Source organism: Ensifer sp. GW823-FHT05D09 (assembly GCF_058795755.1).
This window is the reverse complement of the sequence record NZ_JBXAIA010000006.1, coordinates 369,423-391,351: the sequence shown is the minus strand read 5'-3', so window position 1 is coordinate 391,351 and position 21,929 is coordinate 369,423. Positions and strand designations below refer to the sequence as shown.

18 protein-coding genes are annotated in these 21,929 nt (G+C 60.1%); 12 read left to right on the top strand and 6 right to left on the bottom strand.

Annotation, left to right across the window (positions count from 1 at the left end; all coding sequences use genetic code 11):
• Window positions 1-252: 252 nt before the first annotated feature.
• The 8 genes from hemE to AC1Q80_RS19475 all read left to right on the top strand — a co-directional run bounded on the left by hemE (window position 253) and on the right by AC1Q80_RS19475 (window position 9,360).
• Window positions 253-1,284: a uroporphyrinogen decarboxylase gene (gene hemE, locus AC1Q80_RS19510; protein WP_492361497.1), complete on the top strand. Its 1,032-nt coding sequence runs from the start codon at window positions 253-255 to the stop codon at window positions 1,282-1,284.
• Window positions 1,281-1,823: a protoporphyrinogen oxidase HemJ gene (gene hemJ, locus AC1Q80_RS19505; RefSeq protein ID WP_173418458.1), complete on the top strand. Its 543-nt coding sequence runs from the start codon at window positions 1,281-1,283 to the stop codon at window positions 1,821-1,823. The genes hemE and hemJ overlap by 4 nt, the downstream gene beginning before the upstream one ends.
• A gap of 190 nt (window positions 1,824-2,013) precedes the next feature.
• The gene (gene rho / locus AC1Q80_RS19500; protein ID WP_115418875.1) at window positions 2,014-3,279 is read left to right on the top strand and encodes a transcription termination factor Rho; all 1,266 of its coding nucleotides are present in this window, start codon (window positions 2,014-2,016) and stop codon (window positions 3,277-3,279) included.
• 405 nt (window positions 3,280-3,684) lie between these two features.
• Window positions 3,685-5,010 (top strand): tRNA uridine-5-carboxymethylaminomethyl(34) synthesis GTPase MnmE, encoded by a 1,326-nt coding sequence (gene mnmE / locus AC1Q80_RS19495; protein WP_492361496.1) that lies wholly within the window; start codon window positions 3,685-3,687, stop codon window positions 5,008-5,010.
• Window positions 5,011-5,105: 95 nt separating this feature from the next.
• Window positions 5,106-6,989, top strand: coding sequence for a tRNA uridine-5-carboxymethylaminomethyl(34) synthesis enzyme MnmG (mnmG, locus tag AC1Q80_RS19490; RefSeq protein ID WP_492361495.1), 1,884 nt, complete (start codon window positions 5,106-5,108; stop codon window positions 6,987-6,989).
• A complete protein-coding gene (gene rsmG, locus AC1Q80_RS19485) occupies window positions 6,986-7,627 on the top strand; it encodes a 16S rRNA (guanine(527)-N(7))-methyltransferase RsmG (RefSeq protein WP_492361494.1) in 642 nt (213 codons plus the stop codon). The genes mnmG and rsmG overlap by 4 nt, the downstream gene beginning before the upstream one ends.
• A gap of 15 nt (window positions 7,628-7,642) precedes the next feature.
• Entirely contained in the window at window positions 7,643-8,437 is a 795-nt protein-coding gene (locus AC1Q80_RS19480; protein ID WP_492361493.1) for a ParA family protein, read from the top strand.
• Between the two features lie 35 nt (window positions 8,438-8,472).
• Window positions 8,473-9,360 (top strand): ParB/RepB/Spo0J family partition protein, encoded by an 888-nt coding sequence (locus AC1Q80_RS19475; protein ID WP_077504727.1) that lies wholly within the window; start codon window positions 8,473-8,475, stop codon window positions 9,358-9,360.
• A gap of 572 nt (window positions 9,361-9,932) precedes the next feature.
• On the opposite strand, the gene holA is transcribed toward AC1Q80_RS19475, so the two are convergent.
• The 3 genes from holA to leuS are packed head-to-tail and all read right to left on the bottom strand — an operon-like array spanning window position 9,933 to window position 14,121.
• Window positions 9,933-10,967, bottom strand: coding sequence for a DNA polymerase III subunit delta (holA, locus tag AC1Q80_RS19470; RefSeq protein WP_492361492.1), 1,035 nt, complete (start codon window positions 10,965-10,967; stop codon window positions 9,933-9,935).
• A 12-nt stretch (window positions 10,968-10,979) separates the two neighbouring features.
• Complete coding sequence (gene lptE, locus AC1Q80_RS19465; protein ID WP_173418451.1) at window positions 10,980-11,504, bottom strand: LPS assembly lipoprotein LptE; 525 nt, start codon at window positions 11,502-11,504, stop codon at window positions 10,980-10,982.
• Window positions 11,491-14,121 (bottom strand): leucine--tRNA ligase, encoded by a 2,631-nt coding sequence (gene leuS, locus AC1Q80_RS19460; protein WP_492361491.1) that lies wholly within the window; start codon window positions 14,119-14,121, stop codon window positions 11,491-11,493. Before leuS ends, lptE begins: the two co-directional genes overlap by 14 nt.
• A gap of 225 nt (window positions 14,122-14,346) precedes the next feature.
• On the opposite strand from leuS, the gene AC1Q80_RS19455 reads away from it, so the two are divergent.
• Together AC1Q80_RS19455 and AC1Q80_RS19450 are read left to right on the top strand one after the other, a co-directional pair.
• The gene (locus AC1Q80_RS19455) at window positions 14,347-15,006 is read left to right on the top strand and encodes a YggS family pyridoxal phosphate-dependent enzyme (protein WP_209790346.1); all 660 of its coding nucleotides are present in this window, start codon (window positions 14,347-14,349) and stop codon (window positions 15,004-15,006) included.
• 112 nt (window positions 15,007-15,118) lie between these two features.
• On the top strand, window positions 15,119-17,026 hold the full coding sequence (locus tag AC1Q80_RS19450; RefSeq protein ID WP_492361490.1) for an AMP-binding protein: 1,908 nt from the start codon (window positions 15,119-15,121) through the stop codon (window positions 17,024-17,026).
• A gap of 15 nt (window positions 17,027-17,041) precedes the next feature.
• Here the strand turns inward: AC1Q80_RS19450 and AC1Q80_RS19445 are convergent, their stop codons facing one another.
• The gene (locus AC1Q80_RS19445) at window positions 17,042-17,935 is read right to left on the bottom strand and encodes a LysR substrate-binding domain-containing protein (RefSeq protein ID WP_492361489.1); all 894 of its coding nucleotides are present in this window, start codon (window positions 17,933-17,935) and stop codon (window positions 17,042-17,044) included.
• A 137-nt stretch (window positions 17,936-18,072) separates the two neighbouring features.
• Here AC1Q80_RS19445 and AC1Q80_RS19440 point away from each other — a divergent pair, with 137 nt between their 5' ends.
• The gene (locus AC1Q80_RS19440; protein ID WP_209790349.1) at window positions 18,073-18,459 is read left to right on the top strand and encodes an ectoine synthase; all 387 of its coding nucleotides are present in this window, start codon (window positions 18,073-18,075) and stop codon (window positions 18,457-18,459) included.
• A 60-nt stretch (window positions 18,460-18,519) separates the two neighbouring features.
• Here AC1Q80_RS19440 and AC1Q80_RS19435 read toward each other — a convergent pair whose 3' ends face one another.
• A complete protein-coding gene (locus AC1Q80_RS19435; RefSeq protein ID WP_112810452.1) occupies window positions 18,520-19,221 on the bottom strand; it encodes a DUF1013 domain-containing protein in 702 nt (233 codons plus the stop codon).
• Window positions 19,222-19,447: 226 nt separating this feature from the next.
• Here AC1Q80_RS19435 and acs point away from each other — a divergent pair, with 226 nt between their 5' ends.
• Window positions 19,448-21,397, top strand: coding sequence for an acetate--CoA ligase (gene acs, locus AC1Q80_RS19430; protein WP_173418445.1), 1,950 nt, complete (start codon window positions 19,448-19,450; stop codon window positions 21,395-21,397).
• Window positions 21,398-21,621: 224 nt separating this feature from the next.
• On the opposite strand, the gene AC1Q80_RS19425 is transcribed toward acs, so the two are convergent.
• Window positions 21,622-21,822 carry a DUF1674 domain-containing protein gene (locus AC1Q80_RS19425; RefSeq protein ID WP_492361488.1) on the bottom strand — a complete coding sequence of 67 codons (201 nt, stop codon included), beginning with the start codon at window positions 21,820-21,822 and terminating at the stop codon, window positions 21,622-21,624.
• Window positions 21,823-21,929 lie beyond the last annotated feature (107 nt).

Sequence of the window (21,929 nt, the reverse complement as noted above, 5' to 3'; positions counted from 1 at the left end):
AGTGTCACGTGTTTCCATTCGTTGTCCACAGCTATGCGCGCTTTTTCGAACGCGGCAATCGCCTGATTCCCATCGGCTTTTTGCACTTATCCACGAAATGCGGCCGCAGCTGCGATGCTGGCTCCCGCCCGCCTTGATCCGATCGGGCCGTCGTGGATGACGTGTGGTCATCTTTTAATCCTTGATACCCACCGACTCTAAGAAATAGAAAGAGTCTAAATACCTTTGTTTATATATTGGGAGAGACCATCCGTGGCCGAGACACGAAGGAAAGTTCTGGAGGTTTTGGACGGGAAGACAATCAGTCCCCCTCCCATCTGGCTCATGCGCCAGGCCGGTCGCTACCTTCCGGAATATCGGGCAACGCGGGCCGTTGCCGGAAGCTTCCTCGATCTCTGTTACACGCCGGATCTGGCCGTCGAAGTGACGCTGCAGCCGATCCGACGTTATGCTTTTGATGCAGCCATTCTCTTTTCCGATATTCTCGTGATCCCAGATGCCCTGAAGCGCAACGTTCGCTTCGAGGAAGGGCATGGACCAAGAATGGATCCGATTGATGTCGACGGCATCAAGGCTCTGAAGGCTGACGGTATCTCCAATCACCTGAAACCGGTGTTTGAAACGGTGTCGCGGTTGCGTGCCGAACTCCCCGGGGAAACAACGCTGCTCGGTTTTTGTGGTGCCCCCTGGACGGTCGCGACATACATGATCGCTGGCCATGGAACACCGGACCAGGCCCCCGCCCGGCTATTCGCCTATCGGAACCCGGAAGCATTCGAATGGCTTTTGACGTTCCTCGCCGATGTGTCCGCCGATTATCTGGTCGAGCAGATCGATGCTGGCGCCGACGCGGTGCAGATTTTCGATTCCTGGGCCGGCGTTCTCGGTGAGGAGGAATTCGAGCGTTTTGCGGTCAAGCCCGTTGCCCGAATGATTGCGTCGGTCAGAGCGCGACGCCCGCAGGCGAAGATAATCGCTTTTGCCAAGGGCGCAGGGCTCCTCCTGAAGCAGTATCGCCAGAAAACGGGTGCCGATGCCATCGGGCTCGATTGGACCGTTCCCTTGTCCTTCGCTGTCGATTTGCAGAAGGACGGACCGGTGCAGGGCAATCTCGATCCGATGCGGGTCGTTTCCGGTGGCGTTGCGCTCGATCAGGGTATTGACCGTATTCTCGATGCGCTCGGAAATGGGCCGCTGATTTTCAACCTTGGACACGGGATTACGCCGCAGGCTGATCCGGAAAACGTCTCGGCGCTGGTGTCGCGGGTTCGCGGGAAACGTTGATGAGCGAACGCCAGACGGATAGTGCTCCCGGAAACAGGGCGCGGCTGAGGGCGATGATTGCGCTTGGTGGATTTGCCGCGCTGCTCGTCGGGCTTTTCGTCTGGCAGCCGGAGAGCCTCTACCTCTGGATCAAGGCGCTGCACGTGATTGCCGTGATGTCGTGGATGGCAGCGCTGCTCTACATGCCTAGGCTGTTCATCTACCACACCGATGCAGCGCCAGGCTCCGAACAGTCCGAGACGTTCAAGATGATGGAGCAGCGTCTGCTGAAGGTCATCATGAACCCGGCGATGATGATCTCCTGGGTGCTTGGACTTTACCTCGCCTGGAGCGTCTATGGTTTTCAGGGCGGCTGGCTTCACGCCAAACTCCTGTTCGTGGTGATGCTGACTGTGGTGCATGTGCGCTTCAGCCGGGCGGTACGGGCCTTCCAGCGGGATGAGAACCGCCGCACTGCACGCTACTGGCGCTTGATGAACGAGGCCCCGACGCTGCTGATGATTCTGATCGTCATCATGGTCGTGGTGAAGCCGTTTTGAATTTTATCGATTGCTAATTGTAAGAGTTCTCGCTAATTTTCGACAACCCCTTGCGGCGTTTCACGTGAATCGCTATTTTCTGCCATCTCCTCTTCATGGCTTGTGACAAAGACCAGAGCCTGCCCCCCTGCCGCAGCTCCCTTCAGAAAACACGCCGTCTTCCCATTCCCGTACGAAACATGGATCCTTCATGGCTGAAATGAAGCTACAAGAACTTAAGAACAAGACGCCGACCGATCTTCTGGCCTTTGCCGAAGAGCTCGAGGTGGAAAACGCCAGCACCATGCGCAAGCAGGAGCTGATGTTCGCCATCCTCAAGATGCTCGCTGCCCAGGATATCGAAATCATCGGTGAAGGCGTCGTCGAGGTTCTGCAGGACGGTTTCGGCTTTCTGCGTTCTGCCAATGCCAACTACCTTCCCGGCCCTGATGATATCTACATCTCGCCCTCCCAGATCCGCCGCTTCTCGCTGAAGACCGGCGACACGGTTGAGGGACCGATCCGCGGACCGAAGGAAGGCGAACGCTACTTCGCGCTGCTCAAGGTCAACACCATCAATTTCGACGATCCGGAAAAGATCCGTCACAAGGTTCACTTCGACAACCTGACGCCGCTCTATCCGAACGAACGTTTCAAGATGGAACTCGAGATCCCGACCTCGAAGGATCTGTCTGCCCGGGTGATCGACCTGGTCGCCCCGCTCGGCAAGGGCCAGCGCGGTCTGATCGTCGCTCCGCCGCGCACCGGTAAGACGGTTCTCCTGCAGAACATCGCTCACTCGATCACCGCCAACCATCCGGAATGTTATCTGATCGTTCTCTTGATCGATGAGCGTCCGGAAGAAGTGACCGACATGCAGCGCTCGGTTAAGGGCGAAGTTGTCTCCTCCACCTTCGACGAGCCGGCGACGCGCCACGTTCAGGTTGCCGAAATGGTGATCGAAAAGGCGAAGCGCCTGGTCGAACATGGCCGTGACGTCGTCATCCTGCTCGACAGCATCACCCGCCTCGGTCGCGCCTACAACACCGTTGTTCCGTCATCGGGCAAGGTTCTGACCGGTGGTGTCGATGCCAACGCCCTGCAGCGCCCGAAGCGTTTCTTCGGTGCTGCGCGCAACATCGAAGAAGGTGGATCGCTGACGATTATCGCGACCGCGCTGATCGACACAGGCAGCCGCATGGACGAAGTCATCTTCGAAGAGTTCAAGGGTACCGGCAACTCGGAAATCGTGCTCGACCGCAAGGTCGCCGACAAGCGCATCTTCCCGGCGATGGACATCCTCAAGTCCGGAACGCGTAAGGAAGACCTGCTGGTTCCGCGCCAGGATCTGCAGAAGATCTTTGTTCTTCGCCGGATTCTGGCTCCGATGGGCACGACAGACGCCATCGAGTTCCTTATCGACAAGCTGAAGCAGACGAAGAACAACGGCGACTTCTTCGACTCGATGAACACCTGATACGGTCAGGCCACCTTACCAAGATTGAGACCGGGCAAGATGAATGCCCGGTCTTTTCATTTCTATCCGTTATTTCATTAGCCGGATTCTCTGACTGAAGTTCTTGACGACTGCTTTTCGATTCGTGGTCGCAACGAATTTCGAGCTGCTCTCCCTGAGATGAGCATTCGTCGTGTTTGGTGATTCACGTGAAACACAATCGCCGAGCAGCCTCAGACTTGATCTTTCCCTGACTATTCGGCATAAGCTCCCAACCGCTCTTAACCTCTGCGCTTGCCGGGAAACGCCGATTGTCGCGTCTCATCCCGCAACCGACAAAGAGGGGTCAGAAAAACGCGCCTGAACTCAATTCCAGAGCCGGGCGTGCGCAGAGCGATCAGTCTCATTCGGGCCCAGGTGATAACAATGCCATCCGTGGATACGATTTACGCGCTTTCCAGCGGGGCGTTGCCGGCAGGCGTGGCGGTCATCCGCATCAGTGGACCGAGGACGATCGAAGTCGTTGGGTCGCTGTGCGGCGCCGTTCCGGAACCGCGCGTTGCTTCGTTGAAACCGATTCGTTCCCGCAACGGTTTGGCGATCGACAGCGGCCTGGTCATCTGCTTCCGGGGCCCTGCCTCCTTTACCGGCGAGGACTGCGCTGAACTGCAGGTCCATGGTAGCCGTGCCGTCGTTCAAATGCTGTTGCACGAATTGTCCGGCTTCGATGGCTTGCGTCACGCGGAGGCTGGAGAGTTTTCACGGCGTGCTTTCCAGAACGGCAAGATGGATCTTGTCGAGATCGAGGGTCTGTCGGACCTCATTGTTGCCGAGACGGAGATGCAGCGCCGTCTGGCGCTCGAGCATTCCGAAGGGGGTCAGTCGGAGGTCTATGATAGCTGGGCGAAGCGCCTGATCCATGCGCGGGCGATGATCGAAGCGGAGCTCGATTTTGCTGACGAGGAAGATGTCCCAGGCTCGGTCAGTGAGCGGATCTGGAGCGACATGGAACGGCTGCGCGATGAAATCGACGCTCATATCGCCCAAGCTCCAATTGGAGAGATCATTCGCGACGGCCTGAAGATCGTCATTGCCGGCGAACCCAATGCCGGCAAATCCAGTTTGCTTAATGCACTGGCGAAACGTGATATCGCGATCGTCACCGAAATTGCCGGCACCACGCGTGACGTGCTTTCGGTCGATCTTTCCTTAGCCGGATTCTCCGTCAAGTTGTTCGACACGGCCGGCCTGCGCGAGACTGACGAGACGGTCGAGCGCGAGGGCATTCGCCGTGCCCGTGACGTGATCTCGCGCGCCGATCTGGTTCTTCTCCTGTCGGAAACGAAAACGGGCTTTGATACCCTGCAGGAACTCGATCTCGCCGAGATTCCGGTATTGAAGGTTGCAACGAAGTCCGACAGAGAAGACGGCGATGGCTTTGTTGGTGCCGATGTCGCGATTTCGACCAGGACCGGGGCGGGGATGGACCAGCTCTTGCGTGTGATTGCCAGCTATCTCCCTGATTTAACTGGTGTTACGGCGCTTTCCATCCCCTCGCGGCGCAGGCACGTGGATGCCCTGCGCCAAGCCAGTATCGCGCTATCGGACAGCCTGACACTCGACCAGCACGGGCTGGATATACGTGCGGAGCTGCTCCGCGTCGCTGGTGATGCTATCGGCCGCATTACCGGGCGGGTGGATGTCGAAAACCTGTTGGATGTGATATTTTCCGAATTCTGTATCGGTAAATGACGCTTGACTAAAACAATGCAACGCTAGCGAGTCATGAGACGTGTTTCACGTGAAACGATTCGAACCCGGAATGCGTTTGATCGGAGATAGCAACAATGGTCCATTTTGACGTCATCGTCATAGGTGGTGGTCACGCAGGCTGCGAGGCTGCTGCCGCTTCCGCGCGTCTTGGAGCACGAACCGCTCTGATCACGCACAAGGCGTCAACGATCGGCGTGATGTCCTGTAACCCCGCGATCGGTGGACTCGGCAAGGGGCATCTCGTGCGCGAGATCGATGCCCTTGACGGTCTCATGGGACGGATCGCCGATGCTGCCGGCATCCAGTTCCGCCTGCTCAATCGGCGTAAGGGACCGGCTGTTCGTGGCCCACGCACCCAGGCTGACCGCAAGCTCTATCGCGAAGCGATGCAGCGCGAGATTGCCGCCACTGAGAACCTCAGCGTGATCGAAGGCGACGCCTTTGATCTCATAGAGCACGACGGGAAGATAACCGGGGTCGTCATGAAGGACGGCCGGTCCTTCGGCGCGGCTGGAGTGGTGCTGACGACAGGCACCTTTCTAAAAGGGTTGATCCATATTGGTGATCAAAAGATACCGGCTGGCCGTGTCGGTGAAGAGCCATCACTTGGTCTCTCCGCCACCCTGGCGCGTTATGGTCTTCGCCTGGGACGATTAAAGACCGGGACCCCAGCACGCTTGGACGGCAAGACGATTGATTGGGACCGCGTCGGCCGTCAGGGGCCAGACGAGGATCCTGTGCCCTTCTCGTTCATGACCGATCGGATCACCAATCGGCAGATCGATTGTGGCGTAACGCGCACGACTGACGCGACGCACAAGATCATCGCCGACAATATCGGCAAGTCGGCGATGTACTCCGGGCAGATCGAGGGGGTTGGTCCGCGCTATTGTCCTTCGATCGAAGACAAGATCGTTCGCTTCGGCGAGCGGGACGGCCACCAGATCTTCCTCGAGCCGGAAGGCTTGGATGACGACACCGTCTACCCAAACGGCATTTCAACCTCCCTGCCGGCAGATGTTCAGGACGCGTTCATCCGAACAATCCCTGGTCTTGAAGCAGTGAAGATCCTGCAACCGGGTTATGCAATCGAGTATGATCATGTTGATCCGCGCGAACTGGATGCGACGCTGGCTGTGCGCAAGATGCCGGGTCTGTTCCTCGCTGGCCAGATCAATGGCACTACCGGTTATGAGGAGGCTGGCGCTCAAGGCCTGGTCGTAGGCTTGAATGCAGCGAAAGCGGCGATGGGACGCGAGGCCGTCATCTTCAGCCGCACCGATTCCTACATTGGCGTAATGGTTGACGACCTGACCTCTCGGGGTATCACCGAGCCCTATCGCATGTTCACGTCGCGAGCCGAGTACCGTCTGTCTCTGCGGGCCGACAATGCCGACATGCGTCTGACGCCGAAGGCAATCGAGATTGGTTGTGTCTCTGAGGCACGGAAGGAGCGCTTTGCCGAATGGAAAGCGCAGTTCGACAGCGGACGGGCGTTGCTCAAGCGATTGTCCGTCACGCCCGCCGAAGGGAACCGCCATGGCCTCAAGCTGAACCAGGATGGCCAACGGCGAACCGCATTTGAGATCCTATCCTACCCGGACCAGACAATTGATGCCTTGGTGTCTCTATGGCCCGAGCTGCAGGATATTCCGCGTGCGGTGGTAGAGCCACTTGAGATCGACGCGGCCTACGCCGTCTACATGGATCGCCAGGCATCGGACATTGCCGGTATCCGCCGCGAGGAGACGATGGTCATTCCTGCTGATTTTGACTTTGCGGCCCTCGCTGGTCTATCGAATGAACTGAAGCAGAAGTTGACGACGCAGGCGCCGCGAAATCTGGCGCAAGCGCTCAAGGTCGACGGGATGACCCCGGCCGCGGCGTCGTTGATCCTGGCTTGGTTGAAACGGGTCAACCGCTCTGCGGTGCGAGACGAGAAGGTAAGTGCGCAATGAAAACGAGTCCTTTCGCTGGCTTGAACGGACTGCGTGTTTCACGTGAAACGAATGAACGACTAGAGCACTTCGCTGCGCTGTTCCAGAAATGGGCGAAGTCCATCAATCTCATTGCGCCTTCCACCCTCGAAGATCTTTGGCGTCGCCATATCGTCGATAGCCTCCAGTTGGTGCAACTGTCGCCCGGTCCGAAGACCTGGGTCGATCTTGGCAGTGGTGGCGGATTTCCCGGTGTCATTACGGCCATCTATCTTTCCGAATTCTCCGACGGCTGGGTGCATCTGATCGAGAGCAACAACAAGAAGGCTGCGTTCTTGCGCGTCGCGCTGATGGAAACGGGCGCGCGGGGTTCCGTTCATCCGATTCGAATCGAAGACGCGAGTTCCGTTGCGCCGAAATGTGACGCGATTTCGGCGCGTGCGCTGGCCGACCTTAGCCTGTTGCTTGACTATTCGTCACCCTGGATGATGGCCGAGGGCGGCAAAACAGTCGCTTACTTCCATAAAGGGCGGGATTACCAGCGGGAGATCGACAAAGCCGTTGGCCGCTACGACTTTGATCTGGTAAAACATCCAAGCATTGTCGAGCGAGATTCTGTCGTGCTCGAGATCGCAAATCTTTCGCGAAGAACACAGTGATTGGCGAGCGGAAACATGTTTGGCGCAAAAAACCGGATCATCACGATAGCAAACCAGAAGGGTGGCGTCGGCAAGACGACGACTGCGATCAATCTGGCAACCGCACTGGCGGCCATTGGCGAGAAGGTTCTGATCGTTGACTTGGACCCGCAGGGCAATGCGAGCACGGGTCTCGGCATTCAGCGCCGTGACCGCCATCTGTCGTCCTATGAACTGATGGTTGGATCGCATTCGATCGCCGAGATCGTTCAGCAGACCGCTGTGCCGAACCTCGCCATCGTCCCCTCGACGATGGATCTTTTAGGCGTCGAGATGGAAATCTCAAGGGAAGCCGACCGAGCCTTTCGTCTGCGCAAGGCCTTGGCCAGCCCGGAGGCGCTGGAGTACACCTACGTTCTCGTTGACTGCCCCCCGTCTTTCAACCTTTTGACGATGAACGCCATGGCGGCCGCGCATTCGGTGCTGGTGCCGTTGCAGTGTGAGTTCTTCGCATTGGAAGGTCTGAGTCAGCTGCTGGAGACGGTCGACCAAGTGCGCAGAACCGTTAATCCCAGCCTCGATATCCAGGGTATCGTGCTGACGATGTTCGACTCGCGCAACAATTTGGCTCAGCAGGTGGTGAGTGATGTTCGCACGCACCTGGGGGACAAGGTCTACCATACGCTCATTCCGCGGAATGTTCGTGTCTCCGAGGCGCCGTCCTATGGCAAGCCGGCCATCCTTTACGATCTGAAATGCGCAGGCAGCCAAGCTTATCTTCAGTTGGCATCGGAAGTGATCCAGCGTGAGCGGCAACGCAAGGCCGCCTAATTATTTCGGTACCGGAATTAAAATCGGGTGATACTATGAACGACGATAGCTCGAAGAGAAGGCTTGGTCGCGGACTGGCTGCATTGATCGGCGAGATGGATCAACCGATCCAGGCGGGCGCTGCCCCTGCCCCGGTCAATCCCGATCGACGGGTGCCGATCGAGTTCGTGTCGCGAAACCCGAGAAACCCTCGCCGGCAGTTCGATGAGGGTGAGTTGCAGGACCTCGCCAGCTCTATCCGACAGCACGGCATCGTTCAGCCGGTCGTTGCCCGCACGATTGGCACGGACCGCTACGAGATCATTGCCGGCGAACGCCGTTGGCGAGCAGCGCAGCTGGCTGGTTTTACCGAAATTCCGGTTATCATCCGGGATGTTGACGACCGGACGGCGCTCGAGATTGCCATCGTCGAGAACGTGCAGCGCTCAGACCTCAACCCACTCGACGAGGCTCTGGGCTACGAGCAGCTGATCGCTGAGCACGGCTACACGCAGAACGACCTTGGCGAGATCATCGGCAAGAGCCGTAGTCATGTCGCCAACAGCCTGCGGCTTCTCAAGCTGCCTGAGCCCGTGCGGGACATGTTGTCCGAAGGAAGCCTTTCGGCCGGGCATGCGCGCGCTCTCATCCCGACGTCGGATCCGGCGACGCTTGCCCGAAACATCGTTGCAAAGGGTCTTTCGGTTCGCGACGCCGAACGCTTGGCGCAGAACGATATTCGCGCCCAGAACGACCCCAATTACGCCAAGGCCGCGCGACGGGACGAGAAGGACGCCGATACGCTGGCGCTGGAGCGGACATTGTCCGATAGCTTGGGGCTTGACGTAACCGTCAGCCACAAGGCTTCCGGCGGCCACCTCCGGATTTCCTACAAGACACTGGATCAACTGGAAGAGATCTGCCGTCTGCTCGAGCGTCGCTGAACGCACGGCGTCGGCTTTCCCCATGTTCGGCATGGCCTGATTTAGGCTCGTGAATGCGGGCCGAGTGCGATGGCAATCCTTGAAAAGATGTGTTGCCCGGAGGCTCGTTCAGGTCTCCCTCATTTCGGCCTCGTGCCGGACACCAGGGACCTGACGTCGGCTGCATCAAAGGACCTTACAGCGCAAGGGATTGGGCTTGCTATGCCTGTGGCGGGCACAGCAATTGTCTGCTGTTTTCGTGCTGAAGGCGGCGATGCGACCCCGAAGTGAATACCCCCCGATATCCCCGGGCAGGCGGTCTTTCTGGCAATAGCTCTTGCGCCGGCCTTCATCCGGATCCTGCTGCGCCAGCCTCGCATCGCTTGCTGGCTTGAAGGGACGAGTGCGATGGTCGGCCTGCAGACGCTGCGATGCATCGAGGTCCTGAAGGGATCAACACCATCGTGCATGCTATACACGCGATGCTGATACGCTCACAAACAACTGAGTTGGCAACGGGAACCTGGAGAATGCCGAGCCTTCTCATGCATGGTGCTGACCTTGTCAGCCACCCGAGCCGCGACAGCGATTGTTCAGCGTCTGGCTGATTGCACGGCAATCGCCATCAGGTTCTGCAGCACCATGCTCTCCTCGAGGCTCTGGCGGGTGCGGCTCTGAAAAATCGTATTCTGCAGCCGTGTCAGCTCACGGCGGATCGCCGGCGCCGACCAATGCCGAAGCGCTGCCTCGATGATGGGTTTGCGGCGAAAGTGCAGATGGCGACCCATAGTGGCGATCACCTGACCGGGCTGCTGGCGCGATGAATCCATCTCGGCGCGCATCAGATCGAGCTGCTGAAATTGCCGCAAGCACCCTTGCAAAACAAGGAAAGCCGGTGTTTTCGAGGTGGTTATCTTCTGCATTGCGTGCAGAAGACCGTCAAGATCACCTTTCAACACGGCATCGACCGCATCATCAACGGAGATAGCGCTGGCATCGCCGACGATGTCGGTGACATCTGATTCATCGACGGTCGCCTTGCCGCGGCAATAGAGCGCCAGCTTGCGCACTTCGTTGCGCGAGGCCAGTCGGTCGCCGCCCAGCGCCTCCATCAGTCTTTCCCGTGCAGCCGGTGTTATGCCGAGCTTTTCCTCGCCGAGTTCTTTGTCGATCAGGGCCTGCAGACTGCGGGCATCGTCGCTATAGCAGGCAATGGTCGCGATCGAACGAGCGGTCTCCGCGACCTTGCGCAGCGCCGATCCCTTCTTGAGATCACCCGCTTCGACAAGGACGTAGCTACCGGTCGGAGGTTCGCCGGCGAGGATCTGTAACGCATCGACGAGCGCCTTCTCGTTGGCGGCTCCGCGCACCCAGACCAGCTTTTCACCGCCGAAAAGGCCGATCGAGTTGACCTCGTCGAGAAGCCGGCCGGGGCTCTGCTGCAGATCGCTGGCGTCGAGCTTGGTGATGGAAAAAGGGTCGTCGAGCGGCACGCCACTGAGCGACGCGATCGCCCCTGCCCGCTCCGAGACCAGACCACGGTCTGGCCCGTAGAGGACAAAGAGGCGATAGAGGCCCGCTGACTTCTGAAGGAAAGAGTCGAACTCGTGCGATTTGACTTCGCTCATTCCGCCACCGACCTAGCGGCTAAGGGCCGCGGCGATGTCAGCCCGGATCAGCTCTGCCAGTTCCTTTGCAGCGCGGTTTTCGCCGTCGCGCACGGCGCGAACCTTGGCGAACTCCTGCACCGGGAAGTCGACAAGTGCGACAGCGGTGCGATTGCCCGACTTGATGGTCTCGCCGGTTCCGATCTTGGAGAGGTTGTAGTCGGCCTTGACGACGATACGGCCAGCCCCTGCCCGATCCCGCGCCTGATCGTAAAGTACGCCCATGGTGCGGCTCGCAACCGTCAACGCCAGATGATACTGCGGATTGACTGGTTCTCCCTGGCCGCCGGCGACGAGGAAGATCAGGGCGTTGCGCACTTCCTGCTCGACGCGTTCGTCGGCGTCGGAGATTTCGATCGACGCAAGCGCGGCGGGTGTGCCGACTGCATCGGAATAAAGCGGCCTGACCTGGCAGCCGGCGAGCGCGGTCAACATAAGAACACCAGCCAGCATCGGGATCGACCGCATGCGGGAGCCAGCTCTATCAGACAACGACATTGACGATCCTCTGAGGCACGACGATGATTTTCTTGGGGCTGCTGCCGTTGAGTATGGTCTTGACGGCATCGAGAGCGAGAACTGCATTTTCGATTGCAGTCTGATCTGCATCGCGCGCGATTGTCAAATCCGCGCGCTTCTTGCCGTTGACCTGAACCGGAAGCGTGACTTCATTCTCGACGACGAGCGCGGCATCGAACTTCGGCCAGCCGCTTTCAGCGATCAGGCCCTTGCCGCCGATCGCCTGCCAGCATTCCTCGGCCAGGTGCGGCATCATCGGTGCGATCAGGCTGATCAGGATCGATGTTGCATCCTTGGCGGCCGCCGTCAGTGCCGCATCGGCCTTGCCGGTGGCAACCTGCGTCAGCGGGGCTGCAAGCACGTTGACGAGCTCATAGATACGCGCCACGGCCTTGTTGAAGGCCAGCTTGTCGTAGTCGGCTTCGACTGCGCGCAGCGTCCTGTGGGCCGCTTGCGAGACCGCCAGGCCGGCGCCGTCGTGTGCGGGGGCTGCCTCGACCGTGCGAAGCGTGTCTGCCGCCTCGCCGATCAGGCGCCAGACGCGCTGAACGAAGCGGTGGGCGCCTTCGACCCCGGCCTCGGACCAGATGACGTCACGGTCGGGAGGCGAATCGGACAGGACGAAGAAGCGTGCCGTGTCGGCGCCGTAGGAGGCGATGATGTCGTCCGGGTCGACGACGTTCTTCTTCGACTTCGACATCTTCTCGATCGAGCCGATGGTGATGTCCTCGCCGGTCTCAAGCAGAACGGCGCGGCGTTGTCCATCGACCTCGTCGATGCGGATTTCCGCCGGCGTGATCCATTCGCGCTGAGCGCCTTCGCCGCGGCTGTAGGTCTCGTGCACCACCATGCCTTGGGTGAACAGGCCCTTGAACGGCTCGTCGAGCGCAACGTGACCGGTCGCCTTCATCGCGCGGGTAAAGAAGCGCGAATAGAGCAGATGCAGGATCGCGTGCTCGATGCCGCCAATATACTGATCGACGGGCAGCCAGTGGTTGGCCACCTTCGGATCGGTCGGGTTGTCCTCCCAGGGCGCTGTGAAGCGTGTGAAATACCAGGACGAATCCACGAAGGTGTCCATCGTGTCGGTTTCACGGCGAGCATCCTTGCCGCAATGCGGGCAGGCCACGTGCCGCCAGGTCGGATGGCGATCAAGCGGGTTGCCCGGCTTGTCGAAGGTAACATCCGGTGGCAGGACGACGGGCAGGTCGGCCTTGGGAACGGGAACGACGCCGCAGTCATCGCAATGGATCACCGGGATCGGGCAGCCCCAATAGCGCTGGCGGGAAATACCCCAGTCGCGCAGGCGGAAATTGACCTTGCGTTCGGCGCACGGTGCACCGGCCAGCTGTTCTTTCTCCAGCTTCGACGCCACTTTTTCAAAGGCGTCTTCCGTCGACAGGCCATTGAGGTCGCGCGAATTGATCATGACGCCGTCGCCGATATAGGCCTCGTCGCCGATCGCAAAGCTCGCAGCGTCGCCGTCGCGCGGCATGACCACCGGAACGACCGGAAGGCCATACTTGCGGGCAAAATCGAGGTCGCGCTGGTCGCCCGATGGGCAACCGAAGATCGCGCCGGTGCCATAGTCCATCAGCACGAAATTGGCGACGTAAACCGGCAGCTCCCAGCTTTCGTCGAGCGGGTGCCTGGCGCGGATGCCGGTGTCCATGCCCTTCTTTTCAGCGGTCTCGAGCGCTGCCAGCGACGTGCCGGCGCGGCGGCACTCCTCGCAGAAGGCCTCGATTGCCGGATCCTTTGCCGCAGCTTGCCTGGCGAGCGGGTGATCAGCGGAGATCGCGAGGAAAGACGCACCGAACAGCGTGTCCGGACGGGTGGTGTAAACGGTCAGCTCGGTCGTATCGGCGTCGGCGGTGCCTTCGACGATCTGCCAGCGAATGGACAGGCCTTCGGAGCGGCCGATCCAGTTCTTCTGCATCAGCCGCACTTTTTCCGGCCACTGATCGAGCGTATCCAGCGCGTCCAGCAGCTCCTGGCTGAAGTCTGTGATGCGGAAGAACCATTGCGTCAGTTCGCGCTGTTCGACGAGCGCGCCCGAACGCCAGCCGCGGCCATCGATGACCTGCTCGTTGGCCAGAACAGTGTTGTCGACCGGATCCCAGTTGACCTTGGACTGCTTGCGGTAGACCAGGCCCTTCTCGAGGAAATCGACGAACAGGTGCTGCTGACGCTGGTAGTATTCAGGGTCGCAGGTCGCAAATTCGCGGTTCCAGTCGAGCGACAGCCCCATGACCTTCAGCTGCGCCTTCATCGAAGCGATGTTCTGATAGGTCCAGGTCGCTGGATGCACGCCGCGCTCCATGGCGGCGTTTTCCGCCGGCATGCCGAAGGCATCCCAACCCATGGGGTGAAGCACGTTGAAGCCGCGGGCGCGCTTGTAGCGAGCGACGACGTCGCCCATCGTGTAGTTGCGCACATGACCCATGTGGATGCGCCCGGACGGATAGGGGAACATCTCGAGCACGTAATATTTTTCGCGCGGGTCGTCGTTCTCGGTCTGGAAGACCTGGCCGTTTTCCCATTCCTGCTGCCAACGCGGCTCGGCATCACGCGGATTATATCGTTCGGTAGACATGTCTTTTAGGTGTTCCGGAAGTTCTGCGGGGCAAGGAAGCGCCCTCATGATAGTTGGGGTGACCTTCATCATGAAACCGCTTGATGGTCAAGTTTTCGAAGGGTTTGGCGCGACACTTTGGCGGATTTGAGCCGGCGCGCGCGGCGATGGCCTTGGCAAGGCGCGCAAGTTTGCCTAATCCGCTAAGTCATCGTCCGAAAGGTCGTCATGTCGGAGAACAGGTCCATGGAAGTTCAAGAGCGGTTGCAGGATGTCGTGAGCCGGATTCACGCGGCGGAGAAGGCGGCAAAGCGCCCGAAGCATGCCGTCAGCCTCGTTGCCGTCTCCAAGACATTCGACGCGGATGCGATCCGTCCGGTGATCGAGGCCGGCCAGCGCGTGTTCGGCGAGAACCGCGTGCAGGAAGCCCAGGGCAAGTGGCCGTTGCTGAAGGGCGAGACGCCGGATCTGGTGCTGCATCTGATCGGGCCGTTGCAGTCCAACAAGGCGGCCGAAGCCGTTGCCCTTTTTGACGTCATCGAGACTGTCGACCGCGAGAAGATCGCCCGGGCGATATCGGCGGAAATGAAGCGTCAGGAAAGGACACTTCGTCTCTACATCCAGGTCAACACCGGGCTGGAACCGCAGAAGGCGGGTATTGCGCCGAAGGACACCGTTGCGTTCGTGACCTTCTGCCGCGAGGAACTCGATATGGCGATCGAAGGGCTGATGTGCATTCCGCCGGTCGAGGAGAATCCCGGCCCGCATTTTGCGCTGCTGGCGAAGCTTGGCCGCGAGTGCAAACTCGACCGGCTTTCGATGGGCATGTCCGGCGATTTCGAGACGGCGGTGCAGTTCGGCGCCACCAGCGTGCGCGTCGGCTCGGCGATCTTCGGCTCGCGCTGATACCAAAACGCCGCATTACGCTTTCGTCGGGGTTCACCTTCGTTCTCATTAGCCTATCCTTGTGCATGAGGAGGCCGGGCATTGCCTGGCATGCATTGGGAGGAGAACGGATATGGCGAGCCGCTATTCCGAAGTGTACGGCGCGTGGAAGACGGATCCGGAGGGGTTCTGGTCAGAGGCGGCTGAGGCGATCGACTGGTTCGAGAAGCCGGAGCGGGTCTTCGACACCGAACGGGGCATCTATGGCCACTGGTTTCCCGGTGGGTTGACCAACAGCTGCTACAACTGTCTCGACCGACATGTCGAATCGGGCCGTGGCGAGCAGATCGCCTTTATCTACGACAGCCCGGTTACGTCCAGCATCGAGCGCATCTCCTATGGAGCGCTGCTTGACGACGTCAAGGCGCTGGCCGCCGTCTACCGCAAGCTCGGCGTCGACAAGGGCGACCGCATCATCATCTACATGCCGATGATCCCGCAGGCAGCGGTGGCGATGCTTGCTGCCGCGCGCATCGGCGCCGTGCACTCGGTGGTGTTTGGCGGCTTTGCCGCCAATGAACTTGCCGTGCGCATCGATGACTGCCGGGCCAAGCTCGTCGTTTCCGCGAGCTGCGGCATCGAGCCTGGCCGGACGGTTGCCTATAAACCGCTGCTGGATGCGGCGGTGACAATCGCTGAGCACAAGCCGGCGCATTGCCTGATCTACCAGCGTGACATGCTCAAGGCGGAGATGACGCCGGTGCGCGATGTCGACTATGCCGCGGCCCTGTCAGCGGCAAAGGACGCTGGCGATGAAGTTGGCTGCACGCCGGTTGCGTCCAACGACCCGCTTTATGTGCTCTATACGTCCGGCACCACCGGCCAGCCGAAGGGTGTGGTGCGCGACAATGGCGGCCACATGGTCGCACTCAAGTGGTCGATGCCGAATTTCTTCGGCGTTCAGCCCGGCGAGGTCTTCTGGGCCGCGTCCGACATCGGCTGGGTCGTCGGGCATTCGTTTATCGTCTACGGCCCTCTTCTCAACGGCAACACCTCGGTCCTGTTCGAGGGCAAACCCGTCGGCACGCCGGATCCGGGCACCTACTGGCGAATCATAGCGGAGCATGGCGTGGCCGTGATGTTCACGGCGCCGACGGCGTTGCGCGCCATTCGCAAGGAAGATCCCGACGCCGCGTTGGTGTCGAAATATGATATCTCGGGCTTTCGTGCGTTGTTCCTTGCTGGCGAGCGCGCCGATCCCGATACGATCCGCTGGGCCGAGAGGGCTCTGGGTGTTCCTGTCATCGACCATTGGTGGCAGACGGAAACGGGATGGCCGGTCGCGGGCAATCCGCTCGGGCTCGGGCTTCTACCGGTAAAGTATGGCTCTCCTGCCGTTCCATTACCCGGCTACGATGTCCAGATTCTCGACGATGCCGGTCACCCGGTCGAAGCGGGAACACTGGGCAATGTTGTGGTCAAGCTGCCCCTGCCCCCAGGGTGCCTGCCGACCCTGTGGAACGCCGACCATCGCTTTCGCGCCGCCTATCTCGACGAATTTCCCGGCTACTACAAGACGGCCGATGCCGGCTATCTCGACGATGACGGCTATGTGTTCATCATGGCGCGTACCGACGACATCATCAATGTCGCCGGCCACAGGCTGTCGACGGGCGCCATGGAGGAAGTGTGCGCCAGCCACCCGGATGTGGCGGAGTGCGCAGTCATCGGCATCGCCGACGAACTGAAGGGGCAGATCCCGGCCGGATTTCTCGTCATCAACTCGAATGTTTCACGGGAAACGTCCGAGATCGAGCGGGAGGTCATCAGCCTCGTGCGTGATCGCATCGGCCCGGTCGCTGCGTTCCGCACGGCGATGTGTGTCAAACGGCTACCGAAGACCCGATCCGGAAAGATCCTGCGGGCGACGATCCAGAAGATAGCCGATCGCCAGCCATGGAAGATGCCGGCGACGATCGACGACCCGGCGATTCTCGACGAGATCGCCGCCGTGCTCCATGCCAAGGGCATCGGTATCTGATTGCGTGTCGCAACATCAGCGCATGTCGCTGTCGGGTGCGGTCGATCGCGCAACGACGGAACTGAACCACGCGCTGAACGCGGCGACCGCTTTTCCACGCGCGTTTCTGGTGATGAGAAAATAGCTTTCGTCTTCAAGCGTCGCGACCGTCGAGAGGATGATGAGATCACCCCCGTCGATCTCGCGGCGGAAGACCTCGACCGGGCAAAGCGCAACGCCGTGGCCGGCAATCACGGCTGTTGCCAGCAGGTTGAAGTCTTGAAAGACGGGGCCGCGGGGCGGGCCGGTCATGGGCTGGCCGGTCTTGGCAAACCAGTCACGCCAACGGGTCGCCGTTTCATCGTGGAGCAGGTCGGCAGCTGCAATCGCGTCTGCGGTGTCGAGCGCGCCCTTGCGCTCTATGTAGCGCGGACTGGCAACCGGACGGTTCGCCCGTGAAAACAGGCGGTCGTTCTGCACGCCGTCCGACCCGTCGGCGCCAAGGGTTATCAAGACATCGCAGCCCGTTTCCCGAAGTCGTTGCTCGGCCATCGCATAGATCACCTTCACGTCGATATCAGCGTGCTGTTCGAGAAATTCGTTGAGCGCCGGTATAAGCCACCGCGTGGCGATCGACGGGATGCAGGCGACGGTGATCGCCGACTTGGCGTTTGCCCGCAGCATGTCCGTTTCTGTTGCGATCCGGGCAAAGCACGACGTCAAGGCATCCGCCAGCCGCTCGGCGTCAGGAAGGAGACGGACGCCGCGTTTCTCCCGCCGAAACAGCGGCCTGCCGAACCATTCCTCAAGCAACCGGATCTGGTGGCTGACCGCGGCGTGCGTGACGTGAAGCTCGTCGGCGGCGCGCGAGAAGCTGGCGAGACGGGCGGCGGCTTCGAATGCGCGAAGCATGCCAAGCGGCGGGAGCATCTGTAATTTCTCCTCAACTATCGCCCGAGAAATCGTCGTTTGTCGACGAGGACACCAAGCGAGATAAGGGGTCAAGCATAGCGAATGCGCATTTCGACGCCCGCGATGCAAAAATTTCTCATAGGAGGGCATAGCATATGTTCGTACGCAGTCTGCAGGATATCGAGGCCACCGATCATTTCGTCGAATGGGGAAGCGGTACCAGCCATCGGTTGCTGACCGAAAGGGATGGAATGGGCTTTACGGTCTGCCATACCGTCGTTCGTGCCAACACCGTCTCGTTGCTGGAGTATCGCAACCATCTGGAAGCCTGTTATTGCATCGCCGGGAACGGCGAGGTGGAGGACATGCAGGGCAATGTCTTTCCGATCCGACAGGGCGACATCTACGTGCTCGACCAGCACGACAAGCATTTTCTGCGGGGCGGAAAGGACGAGGATCTGATCCTGATCAGCATCTTCAACCCGCCGCTACAGGGCACCGAGCGCCATAATCTCAGGGATCAGTCCGGTTCGGCCTACTGAAAACAAAAAAAGCCCGGATCGAGCGATCCGGGCTTTTCGTCAGCTCATGACAGGAGGCGATCAGTACTGATCGTCTTCGTCCTCGTCCTTGCGATCCGACTTCAGCGACTTGAGCTTGGCGAAGACGGCATCGGCGTCGATTTCCTTCTCTTCTTCGCGCTCGTAGCTGAAGTTGAGCTTTTCGGTCTCCTGGGCGGCTTCCAGCGTCGCGCCGAGTTCGGCGGCTGTCGGCAGCGGGCGGCCCTTGGCGGCGCGTTCGACCTCGAGGTCGAGATCGATCTGCGAGCACAGGCCCAGCGTGACCGGGTCCATCGGCGTCAGGTTCGTCGAGTTCCAGTGGGTGCGTTCGCGGATCTGCTCGATCGTCGACTTGGTGGTGCCGACGAGGCGGGAAATCTGCGCGTCCTTCAGCTCGGGATGGTTGCGAACCAGCCAGAGAATGGCGTTCGGGCGATCCTGGCGCTTGGAGACCGGCGTGTAGCGCGGGCCTTTGCGCTTGCTATCGGGAACGCGAACTTTCGGCTCGGACAGCTTCAGCTTATGGTTCGGATTTCCCTCGGCGCGGGCGATCTCGTCGCGCGAAAGCTGGCCGGTTGCGATTGGATCTAGACCCTTGATGCCCTGCGCCGATTCACCGTCGGCAATCGCCTTCACTTCGAGCGGATGCAGCTTGCAAAACGTGGCAATCTGTTCGAACGACAGTGCGGTATTGTCAACGAGCCAGACGGCTGTTGCCTTGGGCATAAGCAGTTGCTGAGCCATGGATATAGTCCTTTTGTCCGCCGCGCCGGTGTCGCGGGCCGTGGAGTCTACCACTGATTTCCGGGAATTGAGCGCCTCTATAGCGTCGTTGTCTCAAAATTGCAATTCTCCAGTTCCAAATGTCCTTTTGTCTAATTGCGGCTTGGCTTTGACCTGCTATGTATCGTCGCCGAGGCGGGGTCTCCGGGAGTGAGAACCCCAGACAGGAATGCGCAGGGAGGAAAGAATGTCCGCCAAGATCTATCCGGTGTTGAAGTCTGCCAAGAGCCGGACGCTGCTCGACAACACGACCTATCTGAAGTGGTATGAGGAGAGCATCTCCGACCCGGCCAAGTTCTGGGGCAAGCACGGCAAACGGATCGACTGGTTCAAGCCCTATACCAAGGTCAAGAACACCTCTTTCAAGGGCAAGGTCTCGATCAAGTGGTACGAGGATGGGCTGACCAACGTCTCCTACAACTGCATCGACCGCCACCTGAAGACGCACGGTGAAAAGACGGCGATCATCTGGGAAGGCGACAACCCCTATATCGACAAGAAGATCACCTACAACCAGCTCTACGAGCAGGTTTGTCGTCTGGCCAACGTGCTGAAGAAGCATGGCGTCAAGAAGGGCGATCGCGTCACCATCTACATGCCGATGATCCCTGAAGCATCCTATGCGATGCTTGCCTGCGCCCGCATCGGCGCGATTCATTCGGTCGTCTTCGGCGGCTTCTCGCCTGACGCGCTCGCAGGTCGCATCGTCGATTGTGAATCCACGTTCGTCATCACCTGTGACGAGGGCGTGCGCGGCGGCAAGCCAGTGCCGCTGAAGGAAAACACCGACACCGCCATCGATATCGCTGCCAAGCAGCACGTGATCGTCAACAAGGTGCTGGTCGTGCGCCGCACCGGCGGCAAGATCGGCTGGGCGCCGGGCCGCGACCTCTGGTACCACCAGGAAACGGCGACCGTGAAGCCGCATTGCGAGCCGGCGAAGATGAAGGCGGAAGACCCGCTGTTCATCCTCTACACCTCTGGTTCCACCGGCAAGCCGAAGGGCGTGCTGCACACCACCGGCGGTTACCTCGTCTATGCCTCGATGACCCACGAATATGTCTTCGACTATCGCGACGGCGATATCTACTGGTGCACGGCGGATGTGGGTTGGGTGACCGGCCATTCCTACATCGTCTACGGTCCGCTCGCCAATGCCGCGACCACAGTGATGTTCGAGGGCGTTCCGAATTTCCCCGACGCCGGCCGTTTCTGGGAAGTGATCGACAAGCACAAGGTCAACGTCTTCTACACCGCGCCGACGGCGATCCGCTCGCTGATGGGCGCCGGTGACGATTTCGTCAAGCGCGCCTCGCGCTCGTCGCTTCGCCTGCTCGGCTCGGTTGGCGAGCCGATCAATCCCGAAGCCTGGGAATGGTACTACAACGTCGTCGGCGATCAGAAATCACCGATCGTCGACACCTGGTGGCAGACGGAGACTGGCGGCATCCTGATTACGCCGCTGCCAGGCGCGACCGATCTCAAGCCCGGTTCGGCAACGCGGCCCTTCTTCGGCGTCCAGCCGCAGCTGGTCGACAACGAAGGCAACGTGCTCGAAGGGGCGGCCGACGGCAATCTCTGCATCACCGACAGCTGGCCGGGTCAAATGCGCACGATCTATGGCGATCATGCGCGTTTCGGCCAGACGTACTTCGCCACCTACAAGGGCAAGTACTTTACCGGTGACGGCTGCCGCCGCGATGAGGATGGTTACTACTGGATCACCGGCCGCGTCGACGACGTGCTCAACGTCTCCGGCCATCGCCTCGGCACAGCCGAAGTCGAATCGGCGCTCGTATCGCACCATCTGGTGTCGGAAGCCGCCGTCGTCGGCTATCCGCATCCGATCAAGGGACAAGGCATCTATTGCTACGTCTCGCTGATGGCCGGCGAAATCGGCAATGACGAGCTGCGCCAGGCCTTGGTCAAGCACGTCCGCTCGGAAATCGGACCGATCGCCACACCGGACAAAATCCAGTTCGCCCCAGGCCTGCCGAAGACCCGCTCGGGCAAGATCATGCGCCGCATCCTGCGCAAGATCGCCGAGGACGATTTCGGCGCGCTCGGTGACACCTCGACACTCGCCGATCCGGCGGTTGTGGACGACCTGATCGCCAACCGGCAGAACAAAGCTTAACAAGCGACAGATAGTGAAAAGGGCGGCATCAGCCGCCCTTTTTGATTCATGCTCTCTTCCGACCGCGGCCTTGAACGCGGCCGGAGATCAAATCACCGTCTCGACTTTATGAGCCGGATTCCAATTAAAAGTGTCGAACGAAATCAGGCGTCGCTTGCGGCAGGCCTTGGCTGCTTGCAAGCGGAAGAAGGAAACTGTTCCACAAGCTCAAACGGTGAGATCTCTCAGAAATCGATCGCCCGGCCCTTGATTTCCCAGTCGCCGAAGCGTGCCGGGTCGGCGCCGCCGCGGCCGCCGATCTCCGTTGGCAGCACCTTCTCCGCTTCTGCCTGCCGCCGTTCCTCGGCTTCTTTCAGCGCGCGCAGGGCAGCGGCCGGTAGCGGTTTTTTCGGGTGGTCGGGGGCATTGTCGTTGTCGTTCTGCATCTCGCCAGTATCCGGATTCGTGCATCTGTATTGAAGAACGGGGCATTTGCACCCATCATATAAGGCGCCGTTGCCGCAACGGAAACCCTGATTCACGTGAAACGTAG